The sequence below is a fragment of the Enterobacter sp. 6722112 genome (assembly GCF_058661685.1).
The window spans coordinates 4,246,456-4,263,189 of the sequence record NZ_JBZWGR010000007.1 but is presented as its reverse complement, the minus strand read 5'-3'; the positions used below and the strand labels follow the sequence as shown (position 1 = coordinate 4,263,189).

16 protein-coding genes are annotated in these 16,734 nt (G+C 56.8%); 10 read left to right on the top strand and 6 right to left on the bottom strand.

Annotation, left to right across the window (positions count from 1 at the left end; all coding sequences use genetic code 11):
• Positions 1 to 5 precede the first annotated feature (5 nt).
• Both rhaA and rhaB read right to left on the bottom strand, forming a co-directional pair.
• The gene (gene rhaA, locus AC4OVU_RS21855) at positions 6 to 1,265 is read right to left on the bottom strand and encodes an L-rhamnose isomerase (protein WP_110292384.1); all 1,260 of its coding nucleotides are present in this window, start codon (positions 1,263 to 1,265) and stop codon (positions 6 to 8) included.
• Positions 1,262 to 2,731 carry a rhamnulokinase gene (gene rhaB, locus AC4OVU_RS21850; RefSeq protein WP_110292383.1) on the bottom strand — a complete coding sequence of 490 codons (1,470 nt, stop codon included), beginning with the start codon at positions 2,729 to 2,731 and terminating at the stop codon, positions 1,262 to 1,264. Before rhaB ends, rhaA begins: the two co-directional genes overlap by 4 nt.
• A 301-nt stretch (positions 2,732 to 3,032) precedes the next feature.
• Here rhaB and rhaS point away from each other — a divergent pair, with 301 nt between their 5' ends.
• Positions 3,033 to 3,869, top strand: a complete 837-nt coding sequence (gene rhaS, locus AC4OVU_RS21845; protein WP_015569934.1) for an HTH-type transcriptional activator RhaS — start codon at positions 3,033 to 3,035, stop codon at positions 3,867 to 3,869.
• A 73-nt stretch (positions 3,870 to 3,942) separates the two neighbouring features.
• Positions 3,943 to 4,791, top strand: a complete 849-nt coding sequence (rhaR, locus tag AC4OVU_RS21840) for an HTH-type transcriptional activator RhaR (RefSeq protein ID WP_017382695.1) — start codon at positions 3,943 to 3,945, stop codon at positions 4,789 to 4,791.
• Here the strand turns inward: rhaR and rhaT are convergent, their stop codons facing one another.
• Positions 4,792 to 5,826 carry an L-rhamnose/proton symporter RhaT gene (gene rhaT, locus AC4OVU_RS21835; protein WP_015569935.1) on the bottom strand — a complete coding sequence of 345 codons (1,035 nt, stop codon included), beginning with the start codon at positions 5,824 to 5,826 and terminating at the stop codon, positions 4,792 to 4,794.
• A gap of 288 nt (positions 5,827 to 6,114) precedes the next feature.
• Between rhaT and sodA the strand changes: the two genes are divergently transcribed.
• The gene (gene sodA / locus AC4OVU_RS21830) at positions 6,115 to 6,735 is read left to right on the top strand and encodes a superoxide dismutase [Mn] (protein WP_047736671.1); all 621 of its coding nucleotides are present in this window, start codon (positions 6,115 to 6,117) and stop codon (positions 6,733 to 6,735) included.
• Positions 6,736 to 6,801: 66 nt separating this feature from the next.
• The gene (gene yiiM, locus AC4OVU_RS21825) at positions 6,802 to 7,485 is read left to right on the top strand and encodes a 6-hydroxyaminopurine reductase (protein WP_017382697.1); all 684 of its coding nucleotides are present in this window, start codon (positions 6,802 to 6,804) and stop codon (positions 7,483 to 7,485) included.
• 43 nt (positions 7,486 to 7,528) lie between these two features.
• Here the strand turns inward: yiiM and cpxA are convergent, their stop codons facing one another.
• Entirely contained in the window at positions 7,529 to 8,902 is a 1,374-nt protein-coding gene (cpxA, locus tag AC4OVU_RS21820) for an envelope stress sensor histidine kinase CpxA (RefSeq protein WP_015569937.1), read from the bottom strand.
• Positions 8,899 to 9,597 (bottom strand): envelope stress response regulator transcription factor CpxR, encoded by a 699-nt coding sequence (gene cpxR, locus AC4OVU_RS21815; protein ID WP_003862004.1) that lies wholly within the window; start codon positions 9,595 to 9,597, stop codon positions 8,899 to 8,901. Before cpxR ends, cpxA begins: the two co-directional genes overlap by 4 nt.
• 150 nt (positions 9,598 to 9,747) lie before the next feature.
• Between cpxR and cpxP the strand changes: the two genes are divergently transcribed.
• The 6 genes from cpxP (at position 9,748) to AC4OVU_RS21785 (ending at position 15,893) form a co-directional block, all read left to right on the top strand.
• Positions 9,748 to 10,254 (top strand): cell-envelope stress modulator CpxP, encoded by a 507-nt coding sequence (gene cpxP, locus AC4OVU_RS21810; protein ID WP_003862006.1) that lies wholly within the window; start codon positions 9,748 to 9,750, stop codon positions 10,252 to 10,254.
• Between the two features lie 153 nt (positions 10,255 to 10,407).
• Complete coding sequence (fieF, locus tag AC4OVU_RS21805) at positions 10,408 to 11,292, top strand: CDF family cation-efflux transporter FieF (RefSeq protein WP_110292382.1); 885 nt, start codon at positions 10,408 to 10,410, stop codon at positions 11,290 to 11,292.
• Positions 11,293 to 11,476: 184 nt separating this feature from the next.
• The gene (gene pfkA, locus AC4OVU_RS21800; protein WP_003862009.1) at positions 11,477 to 12,439 is read left to right on the top strand and encodes a 6-phosphofructokinase; all 963 of its coding nucleotides are present in this window, start codon (positions 11,477 to 11,479) and stop codon (positions 12,437 to 12,439) included.
• Positions 12,440 to 12,670: 231 nt separating this feature from the next.
• Positions 12,671 to 13,660, top strand: a complete 990-nt coding sequence (locus AC4OVU_RS21795; RefSeq protein ID WP_045142629.1) for a sulfate ABC transporter substrate-binding protein — start codon at positions 12,671 to 12,673, stop codon at positions 13,658 to 13,660.
• 111 nt (positions 13,661 to 13,771) lie between these two features.
• On the top strand, positions 13,772 to 14,515 hold the full coding sequence (locus tag AC4OVU_RS21790; protein WP_003862014.1) for a CDP-diacylglycerol diphosphatase: 744 nt from the start codon (positions 13,772 to 13,774) through the stop codon (positions 14,513 to 14,515).
• A gap of 73 nt (positions 14,516 to 14,588) precedes the next feature.
• A complete protein-coding gene (locus AC4OVU_RS21785; RefSeq protein WP_045142630.1) occupies positions 14,589 to 15,893 on the top strand; it encodes an SLC13 family permease in 1,305 nt (434 codons plus the stop codon).
• Positions 15,894 to 15,929: 36 nt separating this feature from the next.
• Here the strand turns inward: AC4OVU_RS21785 and tpiA are convergent, their stop codons facing one another.
• Positions 15,930 to 16,697, bottom strand: coding sequence for a triose-phosphate isomerase (gene tpiA, locus AC4OVU_RS21780; RefSeq protein WP_110292381.1), 768 nt, complete (start codon positions 16,695 to 16,697; stop codon positions 15,930 to 15,932).
• Positions 16,698 to 16,734 lie beyond the last annotated feature (37 nt).

Genomic DNA, 16,734 nt, shown 5'->3' with positions numbered 1-16,734 from the left:
GTTTTTTACTGACGAGCGGCAAGAACGTCTTTCTCATATGCCCGCACGTTGTCCAGCCACTGGCTGCCCGCAGGCGCATCGTGACGCTGGCAGTACATCTCCCACACCGCCTGCCACGGCAGGGATTTCTGCTCTTCCAGCAGCGCCAGGCGCGCGGTGTAGTCGCCGTTTTCTTCCAGCTGTTTCAGGGCGGCGACAGGCTCCAGCAGCGCGCGCAGCAGGGCTTTCTTCATGTTGCGGGTGCCGATAACCCACGCCGCGATGCGGTTGATGGAGGCGTCGAAGAAGTCGAGGCCAATGTGTACGCGGTCGAAGAGGTCGTGGCGGATGATTTCGCTGGCAATCGCCTGGGTTTCGTCATCCAGCAGCACCACGTGGTCGCTGTCCCAGCGCACCGGACGGCTGACGTGCAGCAGCAGGCGCGGCACGAAGAGCATGGCGGCGGAGATCTTGTCGGAGATCACCTCGGTTGGGTGGAAGTGGCCGGCATCCAGGCACAGCGCGGTCTGGCGGCTGGTGGCATAACCCATGTAGAACTCGTTCGAGCCGACGGTGTAGCTCTCGGCGCCAATGCCGAACAGCTTGCTCTCGACGGCGTCGATGTGGTGCGCCGGGTCCAGCTTCTCGCTGATGGCTTCATCCAGCGCGGCCAGCAGGCGCTGGCGCGGGGCCAGTCGGTCTACGGTGATATCCTTCATGCCGTCCGGGATCCAGATGTTCATCACCGACGGCGTGCCAAGCTGCTCGCCGAAATACGCAGAAACGCGGCGGCTGGCTTTGACATGGTCGATCCAGAACTGGCGGATTTCGTCGTTGACGTGCGCAAGGGTAAAGCCGTCCGCGCTCAGCGGGTGCGAGAAGCAGGAGGGGTTAAAGTCCAGGCCCAGCTTGTTGGCTTTCGCCCACGCCACCCAGTTCGTAAAGTGCTCCGGTTTGATTTCATTACGCGCCACCGGCTCGTCGGATTCGAGATAAATGGCGTGCAGATTCAGGCGCTTTGGCCCGGGGATCAGGCTCAGCGCCAGCTCCAGATCCGCACGCAGTTCGGTGGCGTTGCGCGCTTTGCCCGGATAGTTACCCGTGGCCTGAATCCCCCCCGTCAGGGAACCGCCCGGGTTCTCGAAGCCAGCAACGTCATCACCCTGCCAGCAGTGCATGGAGACGGGCAGACGGTCGAGCTGGCGCAGCGCCTCTTCGACATCCACGCCGACGGCGGCGAAACGCTGTTTAGCCAGGTCCCAGGCTTGTTCAAGTTGAGTGGTCATGCGCAAAGCTCCTTAGTCAGTCGTTTTTGCTGAAACTGCGCCCGGTAGCGGGCAATTTCATGGCAGGGATGGGGGGTGAAGGTGGTCAGGCTGTTATTCGCCGTCACCACCGAACGGAAATCGTCGACGTTTGAAAGTTCGTCCAGGGTCATCAGCTGAATGCCGATATTGCCGAGCGTGGAGGCTTCAATCGGACCTGCCACCACGGTAATGCCGCAGGCATCCGCGCAGAGCTGGTTCAGCAGCTGGTTCTGGCAGCCGCCGCCCACGATATGCAGCTGCGTGAACGGTTTGCCGCGAAGGTCAGCCAGCTCGCTCAGGATGTCGGCATAGAGCAGGGCGAGACTGTCAAAAATGCAGCGCGCCAGCTCGGCGGGGCGGGAAGGTACCGGCTGTCCCGCTTCAAAACAGGCGGCCTGGATTTCAGCGCTCATGTGCGCCGGATTGATAAAGCGGTCGTCGTTCGGGTTAATCAGGAAGGTGCAGGCCTTCAGCGTTTCGGTTTCCGCGATAAGCGCGGGCAGGTCGGTGATGTTCTGCTCTTTCCGCACCCGCTGGAGCAGCCACAGGCCCATGATGTTCTTCAGCACCCGGTAGCGCCCTTCGGCGCCACCTTCGTTAGTGATGTTCGCCGCCAGTGCGGCATCGCTGGTGTAGGGTGTTTTGCTCTCAAAGCCCATCAGCGACCAGGTGCCGGAAGAGAGGTACGCCGCGTCTTTGCCGGCGAGCGGCGAGGCAATGACCGCGCTCGCGGTGTCGTGACTGGCGACGGCGACAACAGGGATTTCATTCCCCTGCGGGCAAAGCCAGTGGCCGATCACATTGCCCGGATGGGTTGGCGCGCCGAACCAGGACGGCGAGGCGCCCGTCCAGGCCAGCAGATGTTCATCCCAGTTATCGGTGTTGATGTTAACCAGCTGCGTGGTGGTGGCGTTGGTGTATTCCCAGTTCATGTTGCCGGTCAGACGGTAGCTTAAGTAGTCCGGGATCAGCAGCGCATGCGCCACCTTTTCGACCAGCTCTGGCTGTTGCTCAACCACCGCGCGCAGCTGATACAGCGTGTTAAACGGCAGAAACTGAATGCCGCTGCGACCATAGATGTTCTCCTTGCCAAGCTGGGCAATGGCGTGCGCCATTAGCCCATCGGTGCGGCTGTCGCGGTAGGAGACGGGCAGGCCGACGCGTTCGCCGTGACTGTCCAGCAGTAGGTAATCCACACCCCAGGTATCAATACCGATACTGTCGATGCGAATACCGTCTTCGCAGACGTTGTGAAGTCCGGTGCGGATCTCTGCTTCCAGGGCGTCGATATCCCAGGTAACAAAACCGTCCTGTTTTTGCAGACAATTGGCGAAACGGTGCATTTCGCGAAGCGTAAGGGTGTGCAGGTCGCAGTCCCAGGTGGCGAGCATTACACGGCCGCTGGATGCGCCTAAATCGACAGCCACACAATGGCGAAAAGTCATGGTCGGGTCCTTTCTTAAGTCATTAGCGAGGAGTGTAAGAAAGGGAAGAAATAGCCACCTTCTCGCCACTGACAGCCCAAATCTCGCGCTGGCAAGAAAGCAAAGATGAACGTGAGGGAGTTCACAGTTTCCAGTAATGGCGGGGTTTGCAGGCAGTGTGACGCTGACCGCATTTCCTGATCTTTCCGTCTGTTTCTTGAAAAACCGACAGCTTTTGCGCGGTTTGCTGTCAAAAATTTAAGGTGAGCGTGGAAGGCCTTAATTACTATTTTGAGAACTTTTCTCATTGGTGGGGGCCGTTATGACCGTACTGCACAGCGTCGATTTTTTTCCTTCGGGGGCTTCGCCGGTCGCGATTGAGCCACGGCTGCCTCAGGCTGCGTTCCCGGAGCATCATCATGATTTTCATGAAATTGTGATTGTTGAGCACGGAACGGGCATCCACGTGTTTAACGGTCAGCCGTATACCATCAGCGGCGGTACGGTGTGCTTCGTGCGCGATCACGACAGGCACCTGTATGAACATACCGACAACCTTTGCCTGACCAATGTGCTCTATCGTTCTCCGGATGCGTTCCAGTTTCTCTCCGGGCTGAATCAGCTGTTGCCGCAGGAGAAGGACGGTCACTACCCCTCGCACTGGCGGGTGAATCAGTCCACGTTGCAGCAGGTGCGTCAGCTGGTGAGCCAGATGGAGCAGAGCGAGGATGGACAGGAGACGCACGCCATTGCTACCCGCGAGCTGCTGTTTATGCAGCTGCTGGTGCTGCTGCGGCGCAGCAGCCTGGTGGAAGGGCTGGAAAATAACGACGCGCGCCTGAATCAGCTGATGGCCTGGCTGGAAGATCATTTTGCCGAAGATGTCTGCTGGGAAACGCTGGCGGATGACTTTTCGCTCTCGCTGCGCACGCTGCATCGTCAGCTCAAGCAGCATACCGGGCTGACGCCGCAGCGCTACCTCAACCGTCTGCGCCTGATCAAAGCGCGGCACCTTTTACGTCATACCGACGAAAGCGTCACCGATATCGCCTATCGCTGCGGATTCGGCGACAGTAACCACTTTTCGACGCTTTTTCGCCGGGAGTTTAACTGGTCGCCGCGCGATATTCGTCAGGGGAAAGACGCGTTGCTTCAGTAACGCGAGGGCAGTCACCGTTTTTTTGCTGCAAAAAGGCTAATAATGTCCGGTTATTCGCCGTAGAGGTTGTGGTGTGGCTGCTCAGCTCATTCTTCGCAAAGATGATTTTTTTGCCTCCGCGAGTCAGGCCGTCGCGGTGGCCGACCGCTACCCGCAAAACGTCTTTGCCGAGCACACCCACGAGTTTTGCGAGCTGGTGCTGGTATGGCGAGGCAACGGCCTGCACGTCCTCAACGACCGCCCCTACCGCATCACGCGCGGAGACCTGTTCTACATCCGCGCTGAAGACAAACACTCCTACGCCTCGGTTAACGATCTGGTGTTGCAGAACGTCATCTACTGCCCCGACAGACTTAAACTGAATGTCGACTGGGCGGGCAATATCCCCGGTTTTCATGATGCCAGAGGCGAACCGCACTGGCGCTTAAGCAGCAACGGCATGGCTCAGGTGCGCCAGACGATTTCCCAGCTGGAGCAGGAGAGCCAGAAGAGCGATCCGGTGGCAAACCAGATGTCGGAGCTGCTTTTTGCCCAGCTGGTGATGACCCTGAAGCGGCATCGTTACGCTACGGATAATCCCTCTGCTACCACGCAGGAAGCGCTGCTGGATAAGCTCATCACCCGGCTTGCGGGCAGTCTGAACAAGAGTTTCGTGCTGGAAAAATTCTGCGAGCAGGAGCAGTGCAGCGAGCGCGCGCTGCGCCAGCAGTTCCGCACCCAGACGGGGATGACGGTCAACCACTATCTGCGCCAGCTGCGCATCTGCCACGCCCAGTACCTGTTACAGCATACGGAGCTGATGGTGAGTGAAGTGGCGATGCGCTGCGGCTTTGAGGACAGTAACTACTTTTCGGTGGTGTTTAACCGTGAGGTGGGGATGACGCCGGTTCAGTGGCGTCATCGCAGTCGAAAGGCAGCGTAATCAGTTCGCCATGCCGAGGCCGACGATATTGGCCGCAATGATAATCACCACACAGCCCAGGCTCAGCACGCCAACCGGACGACGCCCGGCATTGTTCCACTCTTTCAGCACCAGCCCAACCAGCCCGCCGCACAGCACGTAGAAGCTCATGTGCAGCATCCAGCTCATGTAGTCATACTGCGCCGGAATACTGGCGTGACCCCAGGCGTAGAAGAAGAATTGCAGATACCACATCAGACCGCCGAGGGCGGAGAGCAGGACGTTGGTGACGATCAGCGGTTTTGCCAGCGAGAAGTCGGCTTTTACCGACAGGTTCTTCACTTTTGCCAGACGAATGAAGCAGAAGCCGAGGTTTACCAGCGCGCCGCCGCCCATGATCACCACGTAGCTTGGCAGGGCAACGTACAGCGGATCGACGCCCAGCGCCGCAGCGGCGTCGTGCATCGGTTTGGCGGCGTTCATGGCGAACGACATGCCCGCCGAGAATACGCCGCACATCACCGCCAGCAGCAGCCCTTTCTTCAGGTTGAACTCTTCGGCTTTGATGCCCATCTTGCGTTCTTTCAGCTGGCCTGCGCGGGTGACGATGCCCACGCCGATCACCGCCACCAGCACGCCCAGCAGCGTCATTCGCCCGCCCTGAGTGTTGATCAGCACGTCGAAGTGGCCGTTGAGGATTGGCGTCATCAGGGTGCCAACAATCAGCGTAATGCCAATCGCGATGCCAATCCCCATCGACATGCCTAGGTAGCGCATGGTGAGGCCGTAGTTGATATTACCGATGCCCCACATCGCGCCGAACAGGAATACCGGCAGCAGGGTGGAGGCGTTGAAGGAGGAGAAGTAGCCCCAGAAATCGGGCAGCAGCATGGCGCTGATTGTCCACGGCAAAATCAGCCAGGACACGGTGCCGCCAACGGACCACATGGTTTCCCATGACCAGCCTTTCACCTTTTTAAACGGGGCATAGAAACAGGCTGCACTGGCCGCGCCTATCAAATGCCAGAAAATACCCATCGTAATCGCATGATTCATTTTTACATCCTCATCGTTTTTATAGCCGGAGGCTTCCCGCCGACTTGATGAGTGTAAAAATGAGGCGGTTTGGGAACCTTCAGAAGGTTGCCGCACTTTTGTTCAGGATGGCAATCACCACGTTAAGCACGTGAGCAGACTCACAATTTTGTCATTTATCAAAAATCTAATAACCTTATAAAAAATACGGCATTGATAATCATTTTCAATATCATTTAATTAACTATAATGAACCAACTGCTTACGCGGCATTAACAGCTGTGCCGCCCGACAATAATGGAGAGGATTATGAGTTATACACTGCCATCCCTGCCGTATGCCTACGACGCACTGGAACCGCATTTCGACAAGCAGACGATGGAAATCCATCACACTAAACACCACCAGACCTATGTGAACAACGCGAATGCTGCGCTGGAAAGCCTGCCAGAGTTCGCTAATCTGCCTGTTGAAGAGCTGATCACCAAACTGGACCAGCTGCCGGCAGACAAGAAAACCGTGCTGCGCAACAACGCGGGCGGTCACGCTAACCACAGCCTGTTCTGGAAAGGCCTGAAAACCGGCACCACCCTTCAGGGCGACCTGAAAGCGGCTATCGAGCGTGACTTCGGTTCCGTTGACAACTTCAAAGCGGAATTCGAAAAAGCCGCTGCAACCCGTTTCGGCTCTGGCTGGGCGTGGCTGGTCCTGAAAGATGACAAACTGGCGGTCGTTTCTACCGCTAACCAGGACTCCCCGCTGATGGGTGAAGCTATCTCTGGCGCATCCGGCTTCCCAATTCTGGGTCTGGACGTGTGGGAACACGCTTACTACCTGAAGTTCCAGAACCGTCGCCCTGACTACATCAAAGCCTTCTGGGATGTAGTGAACTGGGACGAAGCAGCAGCGCGTTTCGCCGCTAAAAAATAAGGTTGCATTGACGCCTGTGAGAAGCGAGTCTGATGACTCGCTTTTTTTGTATCTGAAGGAGTGGAGATGCATTACCCGGTGAATGTGTTTACAGGCAAGGTAAGGGAGTACGAAGGCAGCCGCCCGAGCGCCATCGCCAAAGTGCAGGTCGACGGTGAGCTGACGTTGACCGATCTCGGGCTTGCGGGTGACCAGCAGGCTGAAAAGAAAATCCACGGCGGGCCCGATCGCGCGCTGTGCCACTATCCGCGCGAGCACTATCAGCACTGGAAAGCCGAATTTCCTGAACAGGCGGACCTCTTCGTCGCCCCCGCGTTTGGCGAAAATCTCTCAACGGAGGGGCTGACGGAGAAGAACGTCTTTATCGGCGATATTTACCGCTGGGGCGATGCTTTGATTCAGGTCACCCAGCCGCGCTCACCGTGCTTTAAGCTTAATTACCATTTCGGCATTCAGGATATGTCGGCCCAGCTGCAAAACGCGGGTAAAACCGGCTGGCTGTATCGCGTTGTGCAGGCGGGACAGGTTTCGGCGGATGCGCCGCTTGAGCTGGCTTCGCGCTTGAGTGAGGTGTCGGTATACGAGGCCTGCGCAATTGCCTGGCATATGCCGTTTGATGACGAGCAGTATCACCGCCTGCTGTCAGCGGCGGGATTATCCACCAGCTGGACCAGAACGATGCAGAAGCGGCGGTTAAGCGGCAAGATCGAGAGCAGTTCGCGGAGATTGTGGGGGAAAGAGGTTCCGTAGAAAGTAGGCCGGGTAAGGCGAAGCCGCCACCCGGCACATACGGTTACGAACGCTTATACAGCGGCAGCCATAGCGTTAACCTCAGCCCGCCCAGCGGGCTGTCATCGGCTTTCACCCAGCCACGGTGCTGTTGCATGGCGGTTTCAACAATCGCCAGACCTAGCCCCGTACCACCAGATTCACGGTCGCGCGCCTCGTCGGTGCGGTAGAACGGACGGAAAATCTGCTCGCGATCTTCCGGGCTGACGCCAGGACCATCGTCATCGACAATGACGGTAATCCCGTCTTTATCCACCGAAAACGCCACTTCAATCTTCGTGTGCGAATAGCGCAGGGCGTTACGCACGATATTCTCCAGCGCGCTTTCCAGCGTGTTGGGGTTACCGTAGAGCGGCCACGGGCCCGGCGGGAAGTTGACGGTGAACGATTTGCCCATCTGCTCCGCTTCGAACGCCGCGTTGTCCAGCACCTCATGCCAGAGGTGATTGGCTTTCACCGTTTCGCTCACCAGCGCGTTTTTCTGCTGATTGCGCGACATCACCAGCAGATCGTTGATCATGCTGTCCAGGCGATGCGCTTCCGTCTCAATACGCTCCAGCTCTTTGCTCTCGCCGCTGCGGCGGCGCAGCAGGGCGGTACCCAGCTGTAAGCGCGTGAGCGGCGTCCGCAGCTCGTGGGAGATATCCGACAGCAGGCGTTGCTGCGCGGTCATCATGCGGTCAAGAGCAGAGACCATCTGGTTAAAACTGGTTCCGGCGGCCAGGAACTCCTGCGGCCCGGATTCCAGCTCCGGATGCTGCCTCAGGTTGCCCTGCGCCACTTCGTCCGCCGCATTTTTCAGCTTACGCGCCGGTTTCGCCAGGCTCCACGCCAGCCATAACAGCAGCGGGGAACTGACCAGCATCGTGACAATCAACAGCAAAAGCGGACGGTCAAACAGCAGGTTGATAAAGTCGGACTGGGAACTGCTCGCAGGGCGAATCAGATAGAGCTGGTAATTGTCTTCCCCATCCCGCACCGAGAAAGGACCGACCATCTCTACCCGACCATATTTCTTTTTCTGTGGGTGATCGGCATTATCCGCCTGGCCAATAAAGTTGCGGATAATCTGCATTTCATTGCGATCGGCCCCAATCACGCGGCCTTCACTGGTGACCAGTAAAAGACGTTGTCCGGGGGGCGCCCACTTGTCGATAGCGCGAAACAGCCTGCGCCACCACATTAAATCGTTCGGCGGATCGTTTGCCAGCTCCGCTTCCACGTGCTGCTCGATCATCACGCCCTGACGTTGCTCGCTGTCGAGTAGCTCCGTCATCTGGCGTGAGTCGAGTTTTGGCAACATCAAAACGAGCATTAAAACCAGTGCCAGCGTCAGCCAGAAGATGGCGAAGATGCGGGCGGTTAAGCTGCCTATCATGAAGCGGAAACCATCAGATAACCACGACCACGCAGGGTTTTGAACCAGGGATGACCGTCTTTACGCTCCGGCAGCTTACGGCGCAGGTTCGAGATATGCATGTCGATGGCGCGGTCAAACGGGGTGAGGCGTTTGCCCAGCACTTCCTGGCTTAAGTGTTCACGCGACACCACCTGGCCGAGATGCTGCGCCAGCAGATACAGCAGGGTGAACTCGGTGCCGGTTAGCTCCAGCGTTTCACCGTCGAAGCTCGCTTCCTGGCGGCCCGGGTTCAGGCTCAGGGAGTCTACTTCCAGCGTAGGCGAGCTGTTGTCGGTATTCTGCTGCTGCTCGCTCCAGTGAGAGCGGCGCAGGATCGCGCGAATACGGGCCACCAGTTCACGGTCGTTGAACGGCTTAGGTAAATAGTCATCCGCACCCAGCTCAAGGCCGAGTACGCGGTCAAGCTCGCTGCCGCGTGCGGTCAGCATAATGACGGGGGTCTGGTGTGTCTGGCGAAGCTCTTTCAACGTATCAATACCGTTTTTCTTCGGCATCATGACGTCGAGCAAAAGTAAATCGATGCTGTCGTCAAGGAGACTCAGCGCCTGTTCCCCATCATGGGCAACCAGGACGTTGAAACCTTCCATGTCGAGCAACTCCTTTAAAAGAGATGTGAGCTCTCGGTCATCATCAACTAACAGGATTTTATTCATTGTTTAAATACCTCCGAGGCAGAAATTACGACATCAAGGCTATCTAATCCATGACTTTACGTTGTTTTACACCCCCTGACGCATGTTTGCAGCCTGAATCGTAGACTGTCTCTCGTTGAATCGCGACACGAAAGATTTTGGGAGCAAGTGATGCGCAAAGTTACCGCTGCCGTCATGGCCTCAACGCTGGCCTTCAGTGCGTTTAGCCAGGCTGCTGTAGCTATCATCAGCGATAACGGTTCCTCAGCAGAGGGCGCAACGCAGCACAGCAGCCAAAGCCATATGTTTGACGGCATAAGTTTAACCGAACATCAGCGTCAACAGATGCGAGATCTGATGCAGAGGGCAAGACACGACCAGCCCCCTGTTAATGTTAGCGAAATGGAGACAATGCATCGCCTTGTCACCGCAGAAAATTTTGACGAAAGCGCTGTACGCGCTCAGGCCGAAAAAATGGCGCAGGAACAGGTTGCCCGCCAGGTAGAGATGGCGAAGGTTCGCAACCAGATGTTCCACCTGCTAACGCCCGAGCAGCAAGCGGTTTTGAATACCAAACATCAGCAACGGATGAACCAGTTGCGTGAGGTTGCACGGATGCAGCGAAGCTCAGATATGACGCTTTTCAGTAGCAATAGCAGTACCCGTAGTAACCAGTAAACCCTGTTTTCCTTGCCATAGACACCATCCCTGTCTTCCCCCACATGATGTGGGGGTTTTTTTTGCCCATCGTTCAGGTTTGTTAACGCTTTATTCATCCTTTCACTCCACCACCATCCGTTATACTAGCGCCATGGCATGACAGGAGTGTTTATGAATCAATCCTATGGACGGCTGGTAAGCCGGGCCGCAATAGCCGCGACGGTGATGGCGTCGTGTTTGCTGATCATTAAAATTTTCGCGTGGTGGTACACCGGGTCGGTCAGTATTCTGGCGGCGCTGGTGGATTCACTGGTGGATATTGCCGCCTCGCTGACCAACCTGCTGGTGGTGCGCTACTCGCTGCAACCGGCGGATGAAAAGCATACGTTTGGCCACGGCAAAGCGGAATCGCTGGCTGCGCTGGCACAAAGCATGTTTATTTCGGGCTCCGCCCTTTTCCTGTTTTTGACCGGCATTCAGCACCTTATTTCGCCTTCTCCGATGAACGATCCGGGCGTTGGCGTGGTCGTAACGGTAGTTGCACTTATAAGCACACTTGTTCTTGTAACGTTCCAGCGCTGGGTTGTACGCAAAACACAAAGCCAGGCTGTACGGGCCGATATGCTTCATTATCAGTCTGATGTTATGATGAATGGGGCTATTCTTATTGCGCTCGGTCTGGCCTGGTATGGCTGGCATCGGGCCGATGCGTTGTTTGCGTTAGGGATAGGGATCTATATTTTATACAGCGCGTTGCGGATGGGGTATGACGCGGTGCAGTCGCTTCTTGACCGTGCGCTTCCGGACGCAGAACGTGATGAAATTTATGCCATCGTGACCAACTGGCCTGGCGTCAGTGGTGCTCACGATCTTCGTACGCGGCAGTCAGGGCCGACCCGCTTTATTCAGATTCATTTGGAAATGGAAGACAACCTGCCACTGGTTCAGGCGCATATGGTCGCTGAACAGGTGGAGCAGGCGATTTTGCAGCGTTTCCCTGGGTCAGACGTCATTATTCATCAGGATCCGTGCTCTGTCGTACCCAGGGCGTTTTGAGCTTTCGTAATTCGTTGTAAAAAAGTGAGCCAGAGCAGCATTTTGTGGATAAATTACCACCATATGGCCTGACCTGAATCAATTCAGCTGGAAGGGATTGATATACTATTTGCAGTATTCGACGGTTGAACAGTTTCTTCCGGCAGCAGATTTCAATTTTGCATTCCTAAGTTCAGAGGTAGTCATGATTAAGAAAATCGGTGTGTTGACAAGCGGCGGTGATGCGCCGGGCATGAACGCGGCAATCCGTGGGGTTGTCCGTGCAGCGCTGACGGAAGGTCTGGAAGTTTTTGGTATCTATGACGGTTACCTGGGTCTGTATGAAGACCGCATGGTTCAGCTCGACCGCTACAGCGTGTCTGACATGATCAACCGTGGCGGTACTTTCCTCGGTTCTGCGCGCTTCCCGGAATTCCGTGACGAACACATCCGTGAAGTGGCTATCGAAAACATGAAAAAACGGGGTCTGGATGCGCTGGTGGTTATCGGCGGCGACGGCTCGTACATGGGTGCAAAACGTCTGACTGAAATGGGCTTCCCGTGCATCGGCCTGCCTGGCACCATCGACAACGACATCAAAGGCACCGACTACACCATCGGTTACTTCACCGCGCTGGGTACCGTTGTGGAAGCGATTGACCGCCTGCGTGACACCTCTTCCTCACACCAGCGTATTTCTATTGTTGAAGTGATGGGCCGTTACTGCGGTGACCTGACTCTGGCGGCGGCAATTGCCGGTGGCTGTGAGTTCGTGGTGGTGCCGGAAGTGGAATTCAGCCGTGAAGATCTGGTCGCTGAAATCAAAGCCGGTATCGCGAAAGGTAAGAAACACGCCATCGTTGCTATCACCGAGCACATCTGTGACGTTGACGAGCTGGCGAAGTACATCGAAACCGAAACCAAACGCGAAACCCGCGCGACCGTTCTGGGTCACATTCAGCGTGGTGGTTCCCCAGGCCCGTACGACCGTATCCTGGCGTCCCGCATGGGCGCGTACGCGATCGAGCTACTGCTTCAGGGCCACGGCGGCCGCTGCGTCGGTATTCAGAACGAGAAACTGGTTCACCATGACATCATCGATGCCATTGAAAACATGAAGCGTCCGTTCAAAGGTGACTGGCTGGACTGCGCGAAAAAACTGTACTGATTGGCTCTGTTGCCCGGTGGCGGCAAGGTAAATGCAAAACGGTAACCCTTGGGTTACCGTTTTTTATGGTTGCTCCCTCTCCCGTGGGAGAGGGTTGGGGTGAGGGCATCAGGCCGCTCATTCACTTTTTTTATTCCTGCACGTTATAGCCAATCTTTTTTTATTCTTTAATCATCGGTTAGCTTTCTGGCACGCTGCATTCATCAAAACACTACACAAGAGAGCTGGGCGATGAATAAATGGGGCGTGGGGTTAACATTATTGCTGGCATCGACCAGCGTTCTGGCAAAGGACATTCAGTTACTGAACGTGTCGTACGATCCGACGCGTGAACTATACGACCAGTACAACAAAGCCTTCGCGGCGCACTGGAAACAGGAAACCGGCGATAACGTGGTGGTTCGCCAGTCTCACGGCGGTTCCGGTAAGCAGGCGACATCGGTGATCAACGGTATTGAAGCCGACGTGGTGACCCTGGCGCTGGCTTATGACGTGGACGCGATCGCGGAGCGTGGCCGTATCGACAAAAACTGGATCAAGCGTCTGCCGGACAACTCTGCGCCATACACCTCGACCATTGTCTTCCTGGTGCGTAAAGGCAACCCGAAACAGATTAAGGACTGGAACGACCTGATTAAGCCAGGCGTGTCTGTCATTACCCCGAACCCAAAAAGCTCCGGCGGCGCACGCTGGAACTATCTGGCAGCCTGGGGCTACGCGCTGCACCACAACAACGGCGATCAGGCCAAAGCACAGGACTTCGTCAAAGCACTGTTTAAAAACGTCGAGGTGCTGGACTCCGGCGCGCGCGGCGCAACCAACACCTTCGTCGAACGCGGCATTGGCGACGTGCTGATCGCCTGGGAAAACGAAGCCCTGCTGGCGACCAACGAGCTGGGTAAAGACAAGTTCGAGATCGTCACCCCGAGCGAATCGATCCTGGCTGAGCCGACCGTCTCCGTCGTCGATAAGGTTGTTGATAAGAAGGGCACCAAAGCGGTGGCGGAAGCCTATCTGAAGTACCTCTACTCACCTGAAGGGCAGGAAGTTGCGGCGAAAAACTTCTACCGCCCACGCGATGAGGCCGTCGCGAAGAAATACGAAAACGCCTTCCCGAAACTGAAGCTGTTCACTATTGATGATGTGTTTGGCGGCTGGACCAAAGCGCAGAAAGAGCACTTCTCTAACGGCGGCACCTTCGACCAGATCAGCAAGCGCTAAGCGTTTTACAAAGAACGACACGGTAACCCGGTGTGAGAAATCCGCCGGGTTTTTTATTTGGTCATCATTTTGCGTTACTCTTTTGCCTCTATTGAAAACAGGGAACGCGTTGTGAAAAAAATTATCTTACTGATTCTGATCGTTATCGCCCTTGCCGCAGGCGGCGTGTACTGGATGAAAGCGGGTAATCCGAATGCGTTGCGTCATATCGTTCTCGACCAGTGTGTGCCCAACCAGCTGCATAACCGTAACCCGGCACCGTGTGCGCAGGTGAAGCCAGATGCGGGCTACGTGGTGTTCAAGGACCGCAACGGGCCGCTGCAATACCTGCTGATGCCCACGTACCGTATCAACGGCACCGAAAGCCCGCTGCTGACTGAGCCGCAGACACCGAATTTCTTCTGGCTGGCATGGCAGTCTCGTCATTTTATGAGCATGAAACGGGGGGCCGACGTGCCTGACAGCGCCGTTTCGCTGACCATCAACTCCCCGACCGGGCGCACGCAAAACCATTTTCATATCCACATCTCCTGTCTGCGCCCAGACGTGCGCGAGAAGCTGAACGCGTCGCAGGGGCAAATCAGCACCCAGTGGTTACCGCTTCCGGGCGGGCTGGAAGGGCATGAATACCTTGCCCGTCGGGTGACGGAGAACGAACTGGTGCAGCGCAGCCCGTTTATGATGCTGGCGGAAGAGCTGCCGGAAGCCCGCGATCATATGGGACGCTTCGCGCTGGCGATGGCGCAGCAGTCGGACGGCTCGTTTGTATTGCTGGCGACAGAGCGTAACCTGCTTACCTTTAACCGCGCGTCGGCTGAGGAATTGCAGGATCATCAATGCGATATCCTGAAGTGACCCCACCATAAATAGCGTTTACTCGCCCTGCCTGTCGCCGTAGACTTGCTGAAAAATTCTACAGGAGACAGGTATGTCGCTCTGGTTAACGCATCCTCTGCTGCTTCCCTCGCTGATCGTCGGCGTCACCATCGTGCTGTGGGCGACGTCGCTGTTGCCGGAATTTATCACCGCGCTGCTGTTTTTCACGGCGGCGATGACCGCCAGAATCGCCCCGCCGGAAGTGATCTTCGGCGGCTTCGCCTCGTCTGCCTTCTGGCTGGTGTTCAGCGGCTTTGTGCTGGGTGTGGCGATTCGGAAAACTGGCCTAGCGGACAGGGCCGCCCAGGCGCTGTCGGCAAAGCTTACCGACTCCTGGGTGCTGATGGTGGCGAGCGTTGTGCTGCTGAGCTATGCCCTGGCATTCGTGATGCCGTCGAACATGGGACGTATTGCGCTGCTGATGCCGATTGTCGCCGCGATGGCGAAGCGGGCCGGCATTCCTGATGGCTCGCGGGCCTGGTTTGGCCTGGCGCTGGCGGTCGGGTTTGGCACCTTCCAGCTCTCGGCCACTATTTTGCCCGCCAACGTGCCAAACCTGGTGATGAGCGGCGCGGCGGAAGGCTCATACGGTATCCACCTCAACTATGTCCCGTATCTGCTGCTGCACACCCCGGTGCTGGGTATTCTCAAAGGCCTGATTCTGATTGGCCTGATCTGCTGGCTGTTCCCCGGCAACCCGAAACCGGCGAAGGATCTCGCGCCATCGGAACCGATGGGGCGTGACGAAAAACGACTCGCCTGGCTGCTGGCGGTGGTGTTGACGATGTGGGTGACGGAGAGCTGGCATGGCGTTGGGCCAGCGTGGACGGGGCTGGCGGCCTCGGTCATCGTTATGCTGCCGCGCATCGGTTTTATCACCGGGGAGGAGTTCTCGGCGGGGGTGAATATGCGCACCTGTATTTACGTCGCGGGTATACTCGGGCTGGCCATTACGGTGACGCAGACCGGTATCGGTGCGGCCGTAGGCGAGGCGTTGCTCCATATCATGCCGCTGGATGCAGACCGCCCGTTTACCAGCTTCCTGGCGCTGACGGGGATCACCACGGCGCTCAACTTCATTATGACCGCCAACGGCGTTCCTGCGCTGTACACCACGCTGGCGCAGAGCTTCTCCGACGCGACCGGCTTCCCGCTGCTGTCGGTGATCATGATTCAGGTGCTGGGGTATTCCACGCCGCTGCTGCCGTATCAGGCGTCGCCGATTGTGGTGGCGATGGGCTTAGGGAAAGTGCCTGCGAAGGCGGGGATGCTGCTCTGTCTGGCGCTGGCGATTGCGACGTATCTGGTGCTGCTGCCGCTGGATTATTTGTGGTTTAGCGTGTTAGGTCGTTTGTAGGGCGGGTTAGCGAAGCGCCACCCGCCACAAAGGCAATTACGCCTGCTTAGCCGCTTCTGCCGCTTTAACGATCACCGCGAAAGCGTCTGCTTTCAGGGATGCGCCGCCAACCAGTGCGCCATCGATGTCTGGCTGGGTGAACAGCTCAGCTGCGTTTGATGCGTTAACGGAACCGCCGTACTGGATGATGACCTGCTCAGCCACTTTCGCGTCTGCTTTTGCAATGTGGTCACGGATGAACTTGTGCACCGCCTGTGCCTGCGCTGGAGTTGCAGATTTGCCGGTACCGATCGCCCAGACTGGCTCGTAAGCGATAACCGCGCCTTCGAACGCTGCCGCGCCCTGGGTTTTCAGCACAGCGTCGATCTGACGTGCGCACACTTCTTCGGTTTTGCCTGCTTCGTTTTCTGCTTCGGTTTCACCGATGCACAGAACCGGGATCAGACCCTGCTCTTTCAGCACAGCGAATTTCTTCGCGATGAACTCATCGGATTCTTTGTGATAGATGCGACGCTCGGAGTGGCCGATGATGATGTATTTCGCGCCGATATCTTTCAGCATTTCAGCGGAGGTTTCACCGGTGAACGCGCCAGACAGGTTAACGTCAACGTTCTGCGCGCCCAGAATGATGTGGCTGCCGTCAGCGGCACGTTTAGCCAGATCCAGGTACATATCCGGCGGAGCGATAGCAACCGCGCAGCCGGTCACGCCAGCCAGCTCTTTACGCAGGTTAGCAACCAGTTCGTTTACCATGTGGCGGCTGCCGTTCAGTTTCCAGTTACCCATCACTAAAGGATGTCGCATTTCAATTCTCCACGCTCAATAAGCGAATTAAGGAATA